The 19,049-nt window shown below is 43.8% G+C and carries 16 protein-coding genes and 3 pseudogenes; 6 read left to right on the plus strand and 13 right to left on the minus strand.

Going from position 1 to position 19,049, the window contains the following annotated elements; translation table 11 throughout:
- From AAC854_RS17065 to pth, 5 genes and pseudogenes are all read right to left on the minus strand, one after another.
- Window positions 1–303 (minus strand): annotated as a pseudogene (locus AAC854_RS17065) (DUF6444 domain-containing protein); the annotation flags it as partial.
- A 114-nt stretch (window positions 304–417) separates the two neighbouring features.
- Window positions 418–543, minus strand: a pseudogene (locus AAC854_RS17070) (IS5/IS1182 family transposase); the annotation flags it as partial.
- Window positions 544–706: 163 nt separating this feature from the next.
- A pseudogene (locus AAC854_RS24360) lies at window positions 707–943 on the minus strand (tyrosine-type recombinase/integrase); the annotation flags it as partial.
- A 4-nt stretch (window positions 944–947) separates the two neighbouring features.
- A complete protein-coding gene (gene ychF, locus AAC854_RS17080; RefSeq protein ID WP_340618174.1) occupies window positions 948–2,039 on the minus strand; it encodes a redox-regulated ATPase YchF in 1,092 nt (363 codons plus the stop codon).
- 111 nt (window positions 2,040–2,150) lie between these two features.
- The gene (gene pth, locus AAC854_RS17085; protein WP_340618175.1) at window positions 2,151–2,741 is read right to left on the minus strand and encodes an aminoacyl-tRNA hydrolase; all 591 of its coding nucleotides are present in this window, start codon (window positions 2,739–2,741) and stop codon (window positions 2,151–2,153) included.
- A 274-nt stretch (window positions 2,742–3,015) separates the two neighbouring features.
- Between pth and ychH the strand changes: the two genes are divergently transcribed.
- Window positions 3,016–3,291 carry a stress-induced protein YchH gene (ychH, locus tag AAC854_RS17090; protein ID WP_047964725.1) on the plus strand — a complete coding sequence of 92 codons (276 nt, stop codon included), beginning with the start codon at window positions 3,016–3,018 and terminating at the stop codon, window positions 3,289–3,291.
- A 115-nt stretch (window positions 3,292–3,406) separates the two neighbouring features.
- Here the strand turns inward: ychH and AAC854_RS17095 are convergent, their stop codons facing one another.
- The 5 genes from AAC854_RS17095 to lolB all read right to left on the minus strand — a co-directional run bounded on the left by AAC854_RS17095 (window position 3,407) and on the right by lolB (window position 10,907).
- Window positions 3,407–5,389, minus strand: a complete 1,983-nt coding sequence (locus AAC854_RS17095) for an autotransporter outer membrane beta-barrel domain-containing protein (protein WP_340618176.1) — start codon at window positions 5,387–5,389, stop codon at window positions 3,407–3,409.
- Between the two features lie 256 nt (window positions 5,390–5,645).
- On the minus strand, window positions 5,646–7,625 hold the full coding sequence (locus tag AAC854_RS17100) for an autotransporter outer membrane beta-barrel domain-containing protein (protein ID WP_340618177.1): 1,980 nt from the start codon (window positions 7,623–7,625) through the stop codon (window positions 5,646–5,648).
- A 782-nt stretch (window positions 7,626–8,407) separates the two neighbouring features.
- A complete protein-coding gene (gene prs / locus AAC854_RS17105; RefSeq protein WP_013184260.1) occupies window positions 8,408–9,355 on the minus strand; it encodes a ribose-phosphate diphosphokinase in 948 nt (315 codons plus the stop codon).
- Window positions 9,356–9,414: 59 nt separating this feature from the next.
- Complete coding sequence (gene ispE, locus AAC854_RS17110; RefSeq protein WP_340618178.1) at window positions 9,415–10,290, minus strand: 4-(cytidine 5'-diphospho)-2-C-methyl-D-erythritol kinase; 876 nt, start codon at window positions 10,288–10,290, stop codon at window positions 9,415–9,417.
- Entirely contained in the window at window positions 10,290–10,907 is a 618-nt protein-coding gene (gene lolB / locus AAC854_RS17115) for a lipoprotein insertase outer membrane protein LolB (RefSeq protein WP_340618179.1), read from the minus strand. The genes ispE and lolB overlap by 1 nt, the downstream gene beginning before the upstream one ends.
- Window positions 10,908–11,192: 285 nt before the next feature.
- Here lolB and hemA point away from each other — a divergent pair, with 285 nt between their 5' ends.
- The 5 genes from hemA (at window position 11,193) to kdsA (ending at window position 16,183) form a co-directional block, all read left to right on the plus strand.
- On the plus strand, window positions 11,193–12,455 hold the full coding sequence (hemA, locus tag AAC854_RS17120) for a glutamyl-tRNA reductase (protein WP_340618180.1): 1,263 nt from the start codon (window positions 11,193–11,195) through the stop codon (window positions 12,453–12,455).
- Between the two features lie 30 nt (window positions 12,456–12,485).
- Window positions 12,486–13,568, plus strand: a complete 1,083-nt coding sequence (gene prfA / locus AAC854_RS17125) for a peptide chain release factor 1 (RefSeq protein WP_340618181.1) — start codon at window positions 12,486–12,488, stop codon at window positions 13,566–13,568.
- On the plus strand, window positions 13,568–14,428 hold the full coding sequence (gene prmC / locus AAC854_RS17130) for a peptide chain release factor N(5)-glutamine methyltransferase (RefSeq protein ID WP_340618182.1): 861 nt from the start codon (window positions 13,568–13,570) through the stop codon (window positions 14,426–14,428). Before prfA ends, prmC begins: the two co-directional genes overlap by 1 nt.
- A complete protein-coding gene (gene sirB1, locus AAC854_RS17135) occupies window positions 14,412–15,221 on the plus strand; it encodes an invasion regulator SirB1 (protein WP_340618183.1) in 810 nt (269 codons plus the stop codon). The genes prmC and sirB1 overlap by 17 nt, the downstream gene beginning before the upstream one ends.
- A gap of 107 nt (window positions 15,222–15,328) precedes the next feature.
- Window positions 15,329–16,183 (plus strand): 3-deoxy-8-phosphooctulonate synthase, encoded by an 855-nt coding sequence (gene kdsA / locus AAC854_RS17140; protein ID WP_340618184.1) that lies wholly within the window; start codon window positions 15,329–15,331, stop codon window positions 16,181–16,183.
- Between the two features lie 125 nt (window positions 16,184–16,308).
- On the opposite strand, the gene AAC854_RS17145 is transcribed toward kdsA, so the two are convergent.
- Genes AAC854_RS17145 through AAC854_RS17155 form a run of 3 tightly spaced genes read right to left on the minus strand, consistent with a single transcriptional unit; the run spans window position 16,309 to window position 18,899 of the window.
- On the minus strand, window positions 16,309–17,637 hold the full coding sequence (locus AAC854_RS17145; RefSeq protein WP_340618185.1) for an MSMEG_0569 family flavin-dependent oxidoreductase: 1,329 nt from the start codon (window positions 17,635–17,637) through the stop codon (window positions 16,309–16,311).
- Window positions 17,638–17,649: 12 nt separating this feature from the next.
- Window positions 17,650–17,940, minus strand: a complete 291-nt coding sequence (locus AAC854_RS17150) for an MSMEG_0570 family nitrogen starvation response protein (protein WP_340618186.1) — start codon at window positions 17,938–17,940, stop codon at window positions 17,650–17,652.
- Window positions 17,941–17,951: 11 nt separating this feature from the next.
- A complete protein-coding gene (locus tag AAC854_RS17155) occupies window positions 17,952–18,899 on the minus strand; it encodes a sll0787 family AIR synthase-like protein (protein WP_340618187.1) in 948 nt (315 codons plus the stop codon).
- Window positions 18,900–19,049: the final 150 nt, after the last annotated feature.

Below are 19,049 nucleotides of genomic sequence, written 5' to 3' on the forward strand. Positions count from 1 at the left end.
CGTCATCGGGCAGACAGCGAACGATCGTATCCGTGTCTTTCAATGCACTCAGTGGTCTGCGGTGCCCTGTGTGGCCTGGCTGAGCGCCAGCCTGATTTCGGCGACCAGGGCGTTTAACTTTTGCCGTTCAGCCCGTGCCTGAGGCGTATCACTGGACGGGGAACGCGAGGAATTACGCGAACTCAGTGCCAGCCGGTCTTCGTATTCTCGCAGTTTGGCCCAGAGCTCCCGGATAAGGGCATTGGCTTCGCTGATGTTGCTCACTTCGGGTGGCTCAGCGGTAAAGTGCTTCTTCTTTTTCATGGGTGAAAAGGTTACCTGACTGGCAGGATCAAGCAACAGGGAAAAGCGGATCAAGCGATAAACATCACATTTTTGTGTCAATGGGGGACTGGTGAAGGGTTACCCACTTAGAGCTTACTCAGTATTTCTTCTGCGCAATAGCACGACAAGGAATGCCAGATTTACGAACCGAAGGCTGGTATTCAAATACCTCTCGCAGTTCTTCCACAACCGCAGAGATTTTTCCAACCAAAGGAACGCTCAATGACCACCGCTTAGGTATACATCCATGATGTTGCAATGCCCGTTCTTGGCACAAAGCGGGTAGTCAGGGATGCTCGGGCGTTGAGTCATATTGTTGTGGTTCATTATGTGTAATCAAGTTTTAATTGAACTCTGTTGCCCACTTGTCCAGTTTATCCGCCTAATCCTGCATTATAACTTTCCGCTCTTCAAGATAGGTTGCATGGTTATATGTGCGGCGAACATTATTGGTATCAGCATGAGCAAGCTGAGCCTCGATAGCATCAGGCCGATATCCCATCTCGTTTAAACGTGTACTACCTGTGGTTCTGAAATGAAAAATCCACGCAAATGCGTGGATTTTATGAGTTTTATTAGTCTTTCTGAGATTCAATGAAACTTCATGAGACAACGGATTTTACTTAGACGTTAAACAAGAAGTTCATCACATCGCCATCTTTAACGATGTAATCTTTCCCTTCTGCACGCATTTTGCCGGCTTCTTTTGCGCCTTGTTCGCCTTTGTAAGTAATGAAATCTTCAAATGCGATCGTTTGGGCACGGATAAAGCCTTTTTCGAAATCGGTGTGGATTTTACCCGCAGCCTGTGGAGCTGTCGCGCCGACCGGAATAGTCCAGGCCCGAACTTCTTTTACGCCAGCAGTAAAGTAAGTTTGCAGATTCAACAGTCGATAACCCGCACGAATAACACGGTTCAACCCCGGTTCTTCCAGACCCAGTTCAGCCATGAATTCTTCGCGGTCAGCGTCTTCCAGTTCTGCGATATCGGATTCAATGGCAGCACAAACAGGGACAACAACCGAACCTTCAGCTTCCGCAATGGCACGGACGGTATCAAGGTATGGGTTATTTTCAAAACCATCTTCATTGACGTTGGCAATGTACATGGTTGGTTTCAGCGTCAGGAAGCTCAGATAACGAATAGCGGCTTTTTCTTCCACGCTCAAGTCTAAAGAGCGCAGCATGCCGGCTTGTTCAAGGTGAGGAAGACATTTTTCCAACGCTTCCAGCTCTGCTTTGGCATCTTTATCACCACCTTTGGCTTTCTTCTGTACACGTTGGATAGCGCGTTCGCAAGTATCCAGATCTGACAGTGCCAGCTCAGTATTGATAACGTCAATATCAGCAGCAGGATCAACCTGACCAGCAACGTGAATGATGTTGTCGTTTTCAAAACAGCGTACAACATGACCGATAGCTTCTGTTTCACGGATGTTGGTCAGGAATTGGTTACCCAGACCTTCGCCTTTTGAGGCACCTTTTACCAGACCAGCAATATCCACGAATTCCATCGTGGTTGGCAGTATACGCTGTGGTTTGACGATCTCAGCCAGTTGGTCGAGACGTGAGTCTGGCATCGGCACAACACCTGTGTTTGGCTCGATAGTGCAGAACGGGAAGTTTGCTGCTTCGATACCTGCTTTGGTCAGCGCATTGAATAATGTAGATTTTCCAACGTTAGGCAGGCCAACGATACCGCATTTGAATCCCATAAATTTATCACCTTAGATCACTTATAAACCAACGGGCATAGGCCTGTCGGTGAGTTATACAAAATTGGCGCCATTATACACGCAATAGTCGGCTGCGCCACGCACTCTCAGCTAGGCGCTGGCTTTAAATGCGTGCAGACGGTTAATCGCTTTGGGTATACCATCTTTGATGAGGATATCGGTGCAGCGCAATGCTTCATCAATGGCATCGTCAATCAGCTTTTGCTCGCTGGCAGGCGGTTTGCCAAGTACGAAACCCACAACTTTGTTTTTATCCCCCGGATGGCCGATACCAACACGCAGGCGATGAAAGTTAGGGTTATTGCCGAACTTGTTTTGGATGTCTTTCAAACCATTATGACCGCCGTTGCTGCCACCCAATTTCATTTTTGCCACACCGGGGGGGAGATCCAACTCATCATGGGCTACCAGAATTTCATCTGGTTGAATGCGGTAGAAACCTGCAAGGGCAAGGACAGATTTGCCACTGAGGTTCATGAAAGTCGTGGGCACCAGCAGGCGGATATCTTGTCCGTTGATGTTGATGCGGGCTGTATAGCCAAAAAATTTACTCTCTTCTTTCAGAGACTGGTTATGGCGTTGTGCTAACAAATCGACAAACCATGCTCCGGCATTATGTCTGGTCTGTGCATATTCAGCACCGGGGTTTGCCAGGCCAACGATTAATTTTATGTTACTCACAGTTTAGATTCGCTTATTGGCAATAAAACAAAAAAGAGGGTTAGTTTACCCATCTCAAGGCTTGAGTACAAAATTCATTAATAGTGTTCTTAATAAATATTATTTCAATGAAATGTAAAAGGTTAAGTCTAAATTTATGCGGCTTGTGATCAAGGCCGCAATAACCTTTTAAGTCACAAGGCTATAATTAATACAAAAGAAGATATCTACTTTCGTGCTTTTGAGTTCGTTGTTTTTACGCATTGGCGTTCACAAAAAGTATTGGAGGTTGGTTATGAGGCGTAAAAAGGCTTTTGTTTTTGGCAATATTCTCATGGGACTGGGAATGTCGGCAATGTTAATCAGTTTGGCTTATGTATTGTTCAGTCATATTTTCAGTTTCGGGCAATCTGAATTACTGTCAGGCATTGCACTAATGGGATTATTTGTTGGCGCATTTATTTGGTTGGCCGGTGCCAATATTGGCGGTCGGGAACAGGTTACTGACAAATATTGGTGGCTGAAGAATTATGATGGGCGTTATCGTCGTAAAAAGTACAGACATCCGTGATTGTTTTAATTGTTGGAATCTAATGAGTTTGAATAAGGCGGTGTTTTATTACCGCCTTATTCTGTCTGTGGGTTTTCTTTTGCATTTTTTCTGGTTTTATCCTGTACTTCACATCTTAAAAGCTGATATTGAAACCGAGACTTAAATCATAGTTATGATTCGATACGCTATTGCTTTTTTCATGTGATACGGCCGCAAATGCACGAAAGTTATTAGTCAGGTTGGCATTAACCCCGATTGTGTATTGAAAACGGTTTCTATCTTGTTGTTCTCCCCGTTGAATGAAAGCCCTTTTAGTTGAATTGATCGCGCTGCGGAGTGCATAGCGTTCATTGTCGAATTGGTGTTTGAGCAGGATAGAAGCGTAAGGATTGAAACGACCTAATTGCGTATCTACCCGCCAGCCAATAGAACCAACTTTAGACGTGTAATGCTGGCTTCCAAAATGCATAGAGGTACTGTTGTTATCAGATTCATGATAGCCATCAATACTTCCTTTATCCCAACTATATTGGATGATTGGGCTGGTGGTCAGATAATCAGTGACAGGGATATTCCAGCCTGCTGTGATCCGCCAACCCCATTGCTTGCCGGTGGTTGAACCTGATTCTCTGCGTGTGGCCTGACCAAGTTGGATAGAACGTGATAGGTTATCGTAATGGGTGCGCGAATAATGAAGATCACCGCTTAACCAACCGTTGTTGTTGTAGTTCCATAGTGTATAAGCTGTTACGACATGACCCGTAGCCGCATAATTGAAATTCGGGGTTAAATCTTGTTCATTACGATAATGTGAAAGGGTTGCTCCTAATAGTAGATTATCTGTTAGTTGATAATCGCTGCCTAATATGAGCGTGGTATTGTTATTACCTGTATAACCACCGAATACACCAACTTTACCTTGGGCATTATGACTATTGCGAAGTTGTTGCAGATGCCCATCAAGTGAGTTTAAGGCGTTTGTAACAGGAATGCGGTTGGTGTAATTCAACCCCATCACTTGTAGCGGAGCGTTATAGATTGACATAATGTACTGACCGAGGACATGGTGCACTTCAGGTGTCGGGTGGAAACTATCAGAAAACAAGTATGACTGGTTTTTATCAAACTCGGGGTCAGAAGAAGAACAACGCGAGGCCAATTTGCCTTGTGGGCAAGCATAACCAAGGGTATTGTCAATGCCATAAATAGTTGGGTTTTCAATCACCTCTCGTAAGAGGAGATTGGTATCAGCAAGGAGAATATTACCATTACCGAGCTGATCTTCTGTTTTTTGGTTGTACTCAGCAGACAATTGGGAAGCAATTTTGCTGTTTTGATCATAGGCCTCAATCAGTTGCCGATAGATTTCTTTAGCTTTTTTTGGATCTTGGGGAGATGCGCCTTCAGCGATCTTTTTAAAAACACCCTCAATAACTTGACGCCGGGTAGCGGCATTCGGTGTAGGGTATTTACTGAGAGCCTGGTGGGTTTGTTTCAGAATCTGGAAAATTTTTTCATCAGGAATTTTGCTTTTTTTCAAGGCCCCCTGTAGTACAGCCTCCATAATTTTGGGGCTTGTACCAATATCAGGCACATTCGGTACAATAATCAAATCAGCGCCGGCCTTAGTGAGTTGGTTGATCTGTGACGCCGCGGAGGCGGAACTATCATTGATAATTTTTTGTGCCGTTTTTTTATCACCTTTTGCTACAAACTCCAAAGCTTCAGCGATATTATTTCCCCCTACCCAATGTATATATAGAGCATCAGAACTTGCTCGCCCAGAGTGGTTTTTTAGGTAATTATCGACCTGCTTTTGTGTCGTATTCCCCAGGATGTTACACAATCCTGTTAATGCGCCATTGGCAGTTGCACAACCTTGTGCGTAATTAGTTCCACCATTGTTGGATGGGGTTAGTTTTTTTCCGGTGACTTTACGTGTTATATATTCATCATAGAGTTCTGAATTTTTGCCATCCGTTGTAAATCTTCCTACATTACCGCCATCACTTAGACTATCGCCAAAAACATAAACATTGTCATAAGCATGGGCATGTGTAATGAAGTTAAATAAAAATGCTGTCGTGGTCGATATTAAAAAAAATGTTTTTTTCATCCTCGTTCTCCAGAAAGAATGGTTCACTATTATCTTTGGTTTGAGGTCTGATGGATTTTTTGATGATTTCAGGCAGGTTCGATGCTACTTCTATCTACTTATATGAAGAGTCAACATGATGTTGGTGTGTTTATATGAAAACTAAACGAAGAAAAAATAAAAACGCAAGACAGCGATATTACGGCCTTGCGTTTCTTATTGAGTTGTCTGTGTCTGTTTTTCGATAATTCGATTACATCGTTTTATCTATACAGAATTAGAAACTCGCGTTAAGGCCTAAGCTAAAGTTATAGTTAGGATCTTGAGCATTGCCGTCATTACGGGTCACAGAAGCAAAACCACGCAGTTTACTGGTCAGGTTTGCATTCACGCCGACAGTATATTGACGCCAATTGGTGCTTTGTTTGCCGCTTTTCGTTACAAAAGAAGTTTTAGTGGAATTAATGGCACTACGCAGCTTATAGCTTGTATCACCAAATTGGTGATTAAACTGGACAGAAGCGTAAGGATTGAAACGGCCTAAATTAGTATCCACTCGCCAGCCTAGTGTGCCAACCTCAGAAGTATAGTTTTGATTACTAAAGTGCATGGAAGTACTATTGTTGCCGGATTCACGATAGCCGTCGATATCGCCTTTATCCCAAGCGTACTGGATAATTGGGCTGGTAGTCAGATAGTTGGTAACAGGAATATCCCAACCTGCGGTGATACGAGCTCCCCACTGTTTACCTGTGGTTGAACCTATTTCTCTGAGTGTGGCCTTGCCAAGCTGAATGGTACGGGTCAGGCTGTCATAATTGGTATGTGAATAATGGACATCACCACTTAGCCAGCCATTACTATAATAGTTCCATAGCGCGTAACCTGTAAAAACATGCCCACGACCTCCGTAAGAGAAATCAGCAACTGGCGAGCGTTCTTCTTTATAGCTAGAGTACATTGCCCCCAAGAGCAGGTTATCTATCAACTGATAATCGCTACCCAGTGTAAAAGTTTTATCCCGGGTGCCAGTGAAGCCACCGAAAACACCAATTTTACCTTGAGGATTGCTGCCACTACGCAGTTGTTGCAGGTGACCGTCAAGGGAGGAAAGGGCACTCTTAACTGGTGCACGGTTGACTTGATTCAATGTCAATACCAGCGATGGTGCTACATAAATGGATTCAATATATTGACCCATAATTTTGTGTGCAAGTGGTGATGGATGGAAATTATCAGAGAAAATAAACTGTTTGCTGGAATCGAAATTTTCGCCTTCTTTTTGGGAAGTACACTTATCAGCATTTACGCCGACACCACAGGCATAGCCAAGGTTATTGTCGAAACCATAGTTCAGTGGATTAGACATGACTTCACGTAACAGACCATTGACATCAGCACGCAGAATATTGCCATTGCTTTGGCTGATTTTTTCATCGACCAGATTGTTGTATGTATCAGTAAGTTTTGAAGCACCTTTATTCGCTTTTTCGTATTGCTCTATAAGTTCTTTTTCAATTTCTTTAGCTGATGCCCCAGGAATTAACTTTTCTTTTTCCGCTTTTTCTGCCAATACATGAAAAACTTTTTTCAGAGCAAAATCACGGGCTGTATCATTGGGGATTTCATGCTTGTTAATTTCTGCATGGACTTCTTGCAAAACAGAAATGATTTTGTCTTTGGAAACCCTTTTATCTTTTAGACCCGTTGCTAGTAGCCCTTCCAGTAACTTAGGAGTAGTACCAACATCGGGAACGGTAGGAGCAATAATCAATCCTGCACCAGCATTGACAAGTTTGCTAATCTGTTCAGCGGATGCATTTGCACTTTTTTCAACAACCATGTAAGCATCTAGTGGATTTTTCTGACCTTTTTCTAAAGCAGCAGCAAGGTCATTACCGCCTACCCAGTGAATATAAATGCCGTTAGGATCAGCTTTATTATTATGTTTATTCAGGTAATCATCTATCTGCTGTTGTGTGCTTAGTTTTTTGTCACTATATTCCTTGATAGAAGTAGCACCGCCTTGGGCATAATTAGTCCCTCCATCGTCAGAGCGAGTTAGGTCAGTCCTCGTAATGTGTTTAGCGATATACTCAGCATATATCTGTTTTTGATCTGTCGTATATCTTCCTTCATTCCCACTATCACTCAAACTATCACCAAAAACATAAACCTGATCATAAGCATAGGCAGTAGAAACGGCATTGATTGAAAGCGCTAATAGTGCAGGTGTAAATAAAAATGCCTTTTTCATTGGCACTCTCCTTAACAGTAGTTTTTTATTGATCAGCATATCGCTTTTGAATGAAAAGCATCCGGAGCCTCTCCTTTAATGAAACAGGAGATGCTGATGTATTGGATATTCAAAATAAATTTAAGTCAGACAGTTAACTTATTGATAATGACTGTCCTAGATTAAGTATGGTTTCCTGTGAACGATATTCCATATTGATTCGAATTTTTCATATACATGTGATGTGTTAATACATTCCGCGTTTAAATATTTCCCTGAACATGGCCTGTGAAAATATGGCCTTATTGGATTCAACAAGAAAAAATCCATCACGTTAGTTTTCAATGCTGATATCTGATCACATTAATAATATTTATTTTTTAGTTTATAAATAATATCTACTAGTGATATTAGCGAGTAAAAAAAATCGCTGTCATAAACCGATTCACAGGTTAGCAGTAACTTTTCAGCGACACCAGTATTGTTAGAGGCTTTGTCAACTGGACGTACCAGATAATTGATTATATTTGCAGAAGATGATTCTTTTTATTGTTGATAAATTCCGCAATGAAATATTTGAAAAGAGCTGATGGTGACATGGTTAAGTAATTGATAAAATTAATTAATTTCAGAAAATTAAGATTAATGATGGTTATTAATTTATGGGGGAATCATTAATTAATAGGATGTAAAATAAACAGAAAACCCCGTCACCGCATTCGCAGTAACGGGGTTTCTTAGGCAATGATTTATTTAATCACTTGAATAAGTTAACGCTTAATTTCAACGTTACACGTTAAACATTAGTGCTCAAACATAGCAGAGATAGACTCTTCATTGCTGATACGGCGAATAGCTTCAGCAAGCATGCCGGACAGTGTCAGAGTACGCACTTTGTTCAACGCCTTGATCTCATCAGACAGAGGAATGGTGTCACAGACAATAAATTCATCGATCATGGAGTTCTTGATGTTTTCCACTGCATTACCGGAGAAAATAGGGTGGGTTGCATAAGCAAATACCCGCTTCGCTCCGCGCTCTTTCAATGCTTCTGCCGCTTTACACAGAGTGCCGCCTGTATCGATCATGTCATCAACCAGAACGCAATCACGGCCAGCAACATCACCAATGATATGCATAACTTGAGAAACGTTTGCACGTGGGCGACGTTTATCAATGATAGCCATATCTGTATCGTTCAGCAGTTTGGCAATCGCACGGGCACGGACAACACCACCGATGTCTGGAGAGACAACGATAGGGTTTTCCAGATCTTTCTGTAGCATGTCTTCCAGAAGGATTGGGCTGCCAAATACATTATCAACCGGAACATCAAAGAAGCCCTGGATCTGCTCGGCGTGCAGGTCAACAGTGAGAACACGGTCTACTCCAACGCTGGACAAAAAGTCCGCGACAACTTTGGCTGTGATAGGTACACGAGCTGAACGAACACGGCGATCCTGACGGGCATAACCGAAGTAAGGAATAACAGCGGTAATACGGCCAGCAGAAGCACGACGTAAGGCATCGACCATAACGACTAATTCCATCAGGTTGTCGTTGGTTGGTGCACAGGTCGACTGGATGATGAAAACATCACCACCGCGTACATTTTCATTGATTTGAACACTGACTTCACCGTCGCTAAAACGACCGACGGCAGCGTCTCCCAGGCTAGTGTACAGGCGGTTAGCAACACGTTGTGCTAGTTCAGGTGTAGCATTACCAGCAAAAAGCTTCATATCGGGCACGGGATAAACCTCAGGCTTGCGTCCAAAGAGATATTGTTGACCAATCAAACAAACATTGCTCATTGGTTCAATAACACAGTTATCCCAGAGCGGAATTTATGCAACGGAGAAATGTTAACGCCACGCGCAACAAAGCCCTGCATCCACTCTGGGGCTTGATTTAACACCCTACGGGCCGATGCTTCAGATTCGAACTCGCCGAAAACACATGCACCGGTTCCGGTCAGGCGTGACGGTGCATATTCTAACAGCCATAAAAGAAGCTGTTCAACCTCACGAAAACGTTTTCTTGCGATTGGCTCACAATCATTTGCAAATGGTGCCTGTAATAATGCGGGTAGAGCACGAATCGGAGAATTTCTTTTTAATTCAGGATCTGTGAAGATCGTCGGGGTTGAGATCTCAATCCCGGGGTGAGCAACCAGAAACCATTTTTCTTCCGGTGAGGCGGGTTGAAGTTTTTCTCCGATGCCTTCGGCAAAAGCAGCATGACCTTTGACAAAGACCGGAACATCTGCGCCAAGGCTAACCCCCAGTTGTGCCAATGCGTCATCGGATAGGTTAGCTTGCCAATGATAGTTCAGGGCAACTAATACCGTTGCGGCATTGGAAGAACCGCCACCCAATCCTCCGCCCATCGGCAGGCACTTATCAATGTGGATATCAGCCCCTGAATGTTCGGTGCCCATTTGGTGTGATTTTAAATGGTGCTGCAATAACCGGGCAGCCCGCACGATCAAATTATCGTCATGGGCTACTCCTTCAACAGGGGTCAACAGACGGATTTGATTATCCTGACGGGGGGTAATGGTGATTTCATCGCCATAATCTAAAAATTGGAACAGCGTTTGCAGTTCGTGGTAACCATCAGGGCGTTGTCCTGTGATATACAAAAATAAATTCAATTTTGCCGGAGATGGCCAGGTTAAAGTCATTATTGTGTTGTCCAATTATCCATCTTTAGTTTTATGCGGTTTTTTCCTTGCATGAGTTCCAGGCGATTAGGTAAGGCTGGGATCGTGGACATATCATATCCCTGATAAGTTACCCGCCAAATTTCACCATTTTGTTGATCACTTACGGATTTAAGCAGGTAATTCGCATCCAGTTGAAAATCTTTGGCATTACCGGGCAAACCAATAATCCAATTTTTAAGGTTATCCAGAGGGATATTCATATCGGTAAGCTGGTAAATCAAGGATTCCGGGTCATCACTGAGATATTTTTTACCATTATTATCAGTGAGCTGAATCATATTGGGTTTGACGAATAATTCCAATTCAGTCGTACCCAATGGATTGAGCAGCAGTAATTTATAATTATCATGCGAATATTGTTGCCAGAAAAAACGTGCATACACTTTTTTTTCATCTGCCAGATAAGCAAAAGAACCCCGGATCTGGTAATGCTCTAATTCCTGCAATTTTTGTTCACGGCCATGCCATTGTGGGGTATCCGCTGATCCGGTGCCAGTGGGAGGTTGCGTGACTGTACAGGCAGTCAGTAAGGCAGCGGAGAGGGGAAGCAAGCGGAAAAACGAAGACATTTTCATAAGGTAACCCTTGGCAATAAGAGAGTCTGAAACTTGAAATCTATCGGGACATTTATTGGGTATAGGACATGCCATCCAAGTCTATAATCAAGAGGCTAATTTAGCGAAAATTTGGTAAGAATTCTCGAATAAATTATCGCATAACTGTCTGATTGACTTTTATTGCACTGACGCATCAAGTAAAATGCCCATCCAATGAGAGTCCTTATGAAGGGTGTGAGTTTATGAGAATAGTTATTAATATCATCATGAATTTGATCCCCGTGATAACTCAACGCAGTTAAAATGACTTTATTAGCACTTGGTATCAACCATAAAACAGCGCCTGTTTCTTTACGTGAGCGGGTAGCCTTTTCTCCTGACACGATAGGGCTTGCACTTGATGACCTGCTCCGGCAACCGCTGGTGCGGGGCGGTGTTGTGCTGTCAACCTGTAACCGCACAGAGCTCTATCTCAGCGTTGAACAGCAGGATAATTTTAAAGAACAGTTAATTAATTGGCTATGCAGATATCATCAGCTCAATCCTGAAGACTTGAAATCAAGTCTCTATTGGCATTTGAATGATGAAGCTGTCAGTCATTTAATGCGAGTTGCAAGTGGTCTCGACTCCCTTGTACTGGGAGAACCCCAGATTTTGGGGCAGGTGAAGAAAGCATTCGCTGAGTCGCAAAATTATCAGTCCTTATCAGGTGAGTTGGAGCGTCTGTTCCAAAAATCTTTCTCGGTAGCTAAACGGGTCAGAACAGAAACGGAAATTGGTGCCAACGCCGTTTCTGTGGCGTTTGCGGCCTGTACACTTGCCCGGCAAATTTTCGAATCTCTTTCTCAACTGTCTATCCTGCTGGTGGGAGCAGGGGAAACGATTGAACTGGTAGCACGCCACCTTAAAGAACATGGGGTGCGTCACATGATGATTGCCAACCGCACGAAAGAGCGGGCGCAGAAGCTTGCCAGTGAAGTTAATGCCGAAGTTATTTCCCTGCCGGATATCGATACCCGGTTGTCTGAAGCTGATATTGTGATCAGTTCCACCGCCAGCCCATTGCCGATTATTGGTAAAGGTATGGTTGAACGGGCGTTGAAATTACGTCGCAACCAGCCGATGTTGCTGATTGATATCGCCGTTCCCCGTGATATTGAGCCGGATGTTGAAAAATTAAGTGATGTTTATTTGTACAGTGTTGACGATTTACAGGCCATCATTCAGCAAAACCTCGCTCAGCGTAAAGCCGCAGCCATTGTTGCAGAAGGCATTGTGCAACAAGAGAGCAGCCACTTCATGGATTGGTTGCGTTCTCAGGGGGCAGTTAATACAATTCGCGAATACCGGGAACAAGCAGAGAAAATCAGGGCTGAAATGACGGCAAAGGCATTGATGTCTATAAAACAGGGCGCTGATGCTGAACAGATCATTAACCAGTTGACTCACCAATTGACGAATCGTCTGATTCATACACCAACTAAATCTCTCCAACAGGCTGCCAGTGATGGCGATTTGGAACGCCTGAATCTATTACGGGACAGCCTTGGGCTGGATCATAACTAACCCTATTCTAAATAAGGTCTGATATTACGAATGAAGCCTTCTATTGTCGCTAAATTGGAAGCATTACAAGAACGCCATGAAGAAGTTTTGGCTCATCTCGGCGATGCTGAGGTGATCGCTGATCAGGAGCGTTTTCGTGCATTATCAAAGGAATATGCTCAACTTACTGATGTGACTAACTGTTTTAGAGCCTGGAGAAGCGTTCAGGATGATATCGAAACAGCCGAGATGATGCTTGATGATCCCGAAATGCGGGAAATGGCGCAGGAAGAACTCAAAGACGCAAAAATTCGTAATGAAGAGTTAGAACAGCAATTACAGGTGCTGTTATTGCCTAAAGATCCGGATGATGAACGCAATTGTTTTCTGGAAGTTCGTGCAGGAACCGGCGGGGATGAGGCTGCGATATTCGCCGGAGATTTATTCCGCATGTATAGCCGTTATGCAGAATCCCGTCGCTGGAAAGTAGAGATCATGAGCGCCAATGAGGGCGAACATGGTGGATACAAAGAAGTCATTGCCAAAGTTTCTGGTGAGCAAGTTTATGGTCACTTGAAATTTGAATCAGGTGGCCATCGTGTCCAGCGCGTACCAGAAACCGAATCTCAGGGACGTATCCATACGTCGGCCTGTACTGTGGCTGTTTTGCCAGAAATCCCTGAAGCAGAATTACCGGAAATCAGTTCCGGTGATTTGAAAATTGATACTTTTCGTTCTTCCGGGGCGGGTGGTCAGCACGTCAATACCACTGACTCTGCAATTCGAATTACCCACCTGCCAACCGGCATTGTCGTAGAATGTCAGGATGAGCGTTCCCAGCATAAAAACAAGGCAAAAGCGATGTCTGTGCTTGCTGCGCGCATCCGTGCTGCCGAGGCACAAAAACGTCATGAAGCCGAGGCTTCAGAACGTCGCAATCTGCTCGGTTCCGGCGACCGTTCAGATCGCAACCGGACTTATAACTTCCCACAAGGGCGAGTTACCGATCACCGCATCAACCTAACGTTATACCGTCTGGAAGAAGTCATGGAAGGCAAACTGGATATGCTTATCCAGCCTATTATTACTGAATATCAGGCAGACCAGCTATCTGCATTATCAGAGCAGGATTGATGAATTATCAATATTGGCTCCAGCATGCAGCCATGCAGTTGACCGAAAGTGACAGCCCTAAACGTGATGCGGAAATTTTGTTGCAACATGTGACAGGGCGTTCCCGCACTTATTTAATTGCATTCAATGAAACACCAATTTCAGCAGAAGAAGCTGACCAGCTTGAAGCCTTGTTAGCTCGCCGCATTCAGGGGGAGCCGGTTGCTTATATTGTAGGTGAGCGTGAATTCTGGTCATTGCCTCTCTCTGTATCACCAGCGACCCTGATTCCACGCCCTGACACGGAATGTCTGGTTGAAAAGGCATTGGAATTGTTGCCCGATTTACCCGCACAGATTTTGGATCTTGGTACGGGAACGGGGGCAATTGCCTTGGCTTTAGCCAGTGAGCGACATGATTGTCGCGTAACAGGGGTTGATATTAACCCTGATGCAGTGGCATTGGCGAAACACAATACTGAAAAAAATGCGGAAAAACTGTCTTTTCACAATGTGAATTTTTTACAAAGTACGTGGTTTTCTGCGGTGGCAGGTCGACAATTTGATATGATAGTCAGTAATCCTCCGTATATTGATGAGCTTGATCCTCATCTGCGTGAAGGAGATGTCAGGTTTGAGCCGGCCACTGCATTGATCGCTGCCCAAAATGGCATGGCAGATTTGCAGACAATTGTGGAGCAGGCTCGCCATTTCCTGTTACCAAACGGGTGGCTGTTATTGGAACATGGCTGGAAACAGGGAATCGTTGTCAGAAACCTATTTTTGGAAAAAGGTTATCAGCAGATAGCAACTTTTCAGGATTATGGTGGTAACGAACGTATTACGGTAGGTCGATGGAATAAAAATGAAAACCATAGTTAATTATGAATTCAATAATGCTCCCCTGATTGACGGTATTATTCTGGTGACACGGGCCATTCGTCCTGATTTTCCTCAAAGGTTGGTGACTGAACAGTTAGCTGCATTGGTTGAAGAAGCCCGGCAGAAACTTTCTTCTATTACCGACACCAAAGTAAAATTGCAGTCACTGTTGACACTTTTTTACCGCGAATGGAAATTCGGCGGGGCAAATGGCGTGTATTGTTTGTCTGATACCCTGTGGTTGGATAGCGTACTGCATTCACGTCAGGGTGCACCCGTGGCATTGGGGACGCTATTTTCACACATTGCTCAGGCGCTGGATTTGCCGGTACAGCCTGTTATATTCCCGACACAGCTAATCTTACGGGCTGATTTAGTTGATGAGCCAGCATGGTTCATTAATCCCATGAATGGCGATACGCTCAACGAACATATACTTGATGTCTGGTTAAAAGGCAATATTGGGCCAACTATTCGCCTGGAAAAGAAAGACTTACAGGAAGCGGATAACATCAGCATTGTGCGTAAAGTCACTGACACCATCAAAGTTTCCCTGATGGAAGAGAAAAAGATGGAGTTAGCACTCAAGGCCAGCGAAATTGTGTTGATGTTTGACCCCGATGATCCATATGAAATCCGCGACCGGGGGCTTATCTATGCACAACTCGACTGCAATCACATTGCTGTTTCGGATTTGAGCTATTTTGTGGAGCATTGCCCTGAAGATCCTATCTCAGAAATGCTAAAAATGCAGATTAATTCCATTGAGCAGAGGCAGATTGTTCTTCATTAATGTTTTTGTTTTTCATTAATGTTTTCATCAGGCGGGATTTCTCAGCGACCTGTTTATTTTTATAGATACAGCAAATTTATTTACCCTTAACAAGAGAAGGTATAAGCATGCAACAGAAAGTGGTTAATATTGGTGACATCAAGGTCGCAAATGATCTGCCTTTTGTACTCTTTGGTGGTATGAACGTTCTTGAATCACGGGATTTGGCCATGCGTATTTGTGAGCACTATGTGACCGTAACGCAAAAACTGGGCATTCCTTATGTTTTCAAAGCGTCTTTTGATAAGGCTAACCGTTCTTCTATCCATTCCTATCGTGGGCCGGGTTTAGAAGAAGGGATGAAAATCTTTCAGGAACTGAAACAGACTTTCGGTGTGAAAATCATCACTGATGTACATGAACCTGCGCAAGCTCAGCCTGTTGCAGATGTGGTTGATGTGATTCAGCTTCCTGCTTTCCTTGCCCGTCAGACCGATCTGGTTGAAGCAATGGCGAAAACAGGGGCCGTTATTAACATCAAGAAACCTCAGTTTGTAAGCCCGGGACAGATGGGAAATATCGTTGAAAAATTTAAAGAAGGTGGCAACGATCAAATCATCCTGTGCGATCGTGGCAGTAACTTTGGTTATGACAATCTGGTGGTTGATATGTTGGGCTTTGGCGTCATGCAACAGGCTACTAATGGCTCACCTGTCATTTTCGACGTTACTCACTCATTGCAATGCCGTGATCCATTCGGAGCTGCTTCTGGCGGTCGTCGTGCGCAAGTGTCTGAACTGGCACGAGCCGGTATGGCAGTAGGAATTGCGGGATTGTTCCTTGAATCTCATCCTGATCCGGAAAATGCGAAATGTGATGGCCCATCAGCACTGCCACTGGCAAAACTGGAACCATTCCTGATGCAGTTGAAAGCGATTGATGATATGGTGAAAAGTTTCCCGGAACTGGATACCAGCAAGTAATCCCTGAATCCTCTGGGTTTCTCTGATGGTGCGGTTACAGGGTGAGTTGCCTGTAACCGCTGATTTTTTGTTTTCCTGCTTGTGACGTGCTTCACTTACAATACGACAGGTTACCTGAATGACGTTCAGGGCACTAAACCTGTTTCAAAGGCAACATTGTCACTTTCTGATCTATATTTCCCAGCCTTTGCACTGATGTGAATTTGTCGCCCAATATGCTGTACTACATAGGCAGCGTCCTGATCGATCCCCATAAAACGGCCGGAACCCCATGTATATAACCATGGCAAACCAATAAACGTAACATCCGGATCAAGGGTAATTCCACGGTCATGGTTTGGGTAACCGCTGGCTTGGAAAATATCTAAATCAATCCATGAATAATCTGGTCTGAAACCGATACACCAAATCACTGAATTAATATTTTCTTTTGCTAAATCAATGCGTGTGGTTTCCTGCTCAGGATGCCAAACAGGCTGATACACTGATGCAGGTTCATCGGTTGTAATGTTGTTTTTATCCAAATATTCATCAATTGAGGCATTAATGCGATTATAAGTAGCATCAGCACAGTCCAGATTTTCTGATAAATCGTCTCTGAACCAGAGTTGACCATCTTTAAAGTCATCAAAACGACCGAGCAATTGCATACCCTCTAAGGCAAATTGGCGCAGGTCAATATCACGCCCACCATCACGTCCTGTGACATAGTGGTTGGTACTGTTACGGACTTCTTCACTATAACGATGCTCTTTGACGGTAGTTTCGTAATAACCCATATCAAACAACCACTTCACTACATCTTTGCCGCGATAGAATCGGGCACAACGCGGGGCATCACCTGTCGATAAGTAAACTTTTTTGCCTGCCAAATGTAAATCTTCGGCAATCTGTGCGCCGGATTGCCCTGATCCGACCACCAACACTGCACCTTCAGGTAGTTGATTTACATTTAAATATTCTTCCGAATGTATCACTTTTATATGTTCAGGCAAGGTATCGCTGAGTTTTGGATAAATTGGAGTGTGATATCCACCTGCCGCGATAACGAGTTGTTTGGCTGTAGTTGTGCCGTGATTAGTTTCAATAACAAACTTTTGTTCTGCCACTTTTTTTACATGTTCTACCTGAATATTTAAAATGGCAGGAGGGTTTGTTTTTTCAATAAACTCATTAAGATATTCCACAATTTCATGCTTCGTCATAAAGTCGTCTGGATCTTTCCCCTGATAAGGGTGTTCTGGCAACAGACACTGCCAGTTAGGTGTTACCAAGGTGAAATTATCCCAACGTTTACGACGCCAGCTATGGGTTAACTCGGATTCTTTTTCCAATATTACATGGTCAATGCCTGCCTTTTGCAAATAGTGACTGATACATAAACCTGCCTGACCACCACCAACAATGACCACATCATAATTTGGCTGCAATATTTGATTTTGAGTATTTAACATGGAACATCCTTCTCATTTATTCGTCATTTCAATGACTTCAATTTTGTCTTCCGGATTTAGCCCGAAGAGTCTGGCCTGGGACTTGATCATCGCCAGATTGTCCATGGCCGAACTACAGGTAAAGCCATAACGTGCACGTACTCTTTCCGATGCGGCATACAGACCATTTTCAACTTGGTGTAAAAACTGCGTACCTGAGTAAAGCTGTCCGATGGACAGGTATTCATAAATCACCGTTGAAGGTGAGTAATACTGAATCCGCTTTCCATCAGGCCACTTCACAGTAAAATTTACGCTGGGCATAAAATAGGCTCCTACTGATGACTCTTAGTCTCAGTCTGTATGGGTTTGCACTGTAATTTTTTAAAAGCGTGTTTTTTCAGAAGGTTGGCGTAGCAAAAGCCGGTAAATATCTGGCGGTTAAAATCCCAAAATATGCTGCCCTGTTCCTGCTGTTGCACCGTAACTACACCACTGGTATTGGTTTCACCAATCACCTTGCAGGCAATCCCCTGACTGTGAAACAGCCTGATGATTTCTTCGCATTTGTCTGCATCAGCAGTGAGTAAAAAACCAAAACTGGGGAAAATTTGCAGCCATTCAAACCATTCCACATCATCAGGTTTAGGAATCGCATCTAAGTTGATATGTGCCCCTGATGCTGTAGCTTCGAGCAACATCAACAAACTACCTAAAATGCCGGCATTGCTAATATCACGGGCGGCATAAGCCAGATTTTCCTCTGCCAGTTGCGGCAGCAAAGCAATTTGTGACTGTAAAATGTGGCCAGATACCTGCTCAAAGCATTTCCAGTAAGTAGTATCGGGATGGAATTGCCCTTGTAGGTTTAAAGCAATCAGAATTTTTTGTTGGGGTTTAACATGTAACACAGAAAGTAATTTTCGCGCCATACCCTGAATCGCCACGGATAAAGCGGGCTGATAAGCTGCTCCAAGATGGGTGTGCCCGCCGACCAATGGCACACCATAAGCACGACAAGCATCCTGTATGCCTTGCATTAGCTGCTGGGCAGATTCATTACTGGTATGCCAAAGACTGTTTACTACTGACAATGCCCGACCACCCATTGCTGCAATATCACTGATATTCGCCATGACGGCTGACCATCCTGCAAAATAAGGATAATGGGTCACAAAACTCGGCAACATACCTTCACAGGCATGCAGTATATATTGACCGTTTAACGACAGTGCCGCTGTGTCATCTCCGGGGTAGGGATATAAGCTATCCAATGAATCCACATGATAAGTTATATTTCCTGAAGCTATATTGTCTGAAACTATAGCAGAATCATACTAATATGTCATAATATCCAAATCCAACATGACAAGGCATAAAGTGAAATGGGTTACAGTTTAGATTTTCGAAAAAGAGTCCTGGCATACAAAGAT

The sequence above is a fragment of the Xenorhabdus entomophaga genome (genome assembly GCF_037996725.1).
Taxonomy (GTDB): Bacteria; Pseudomonadota; Gammaproteobacteria; order Enterobacterales; family Enterobacteriaceae; genus Xenorhabdus; species Xenorhabdus khoisanae.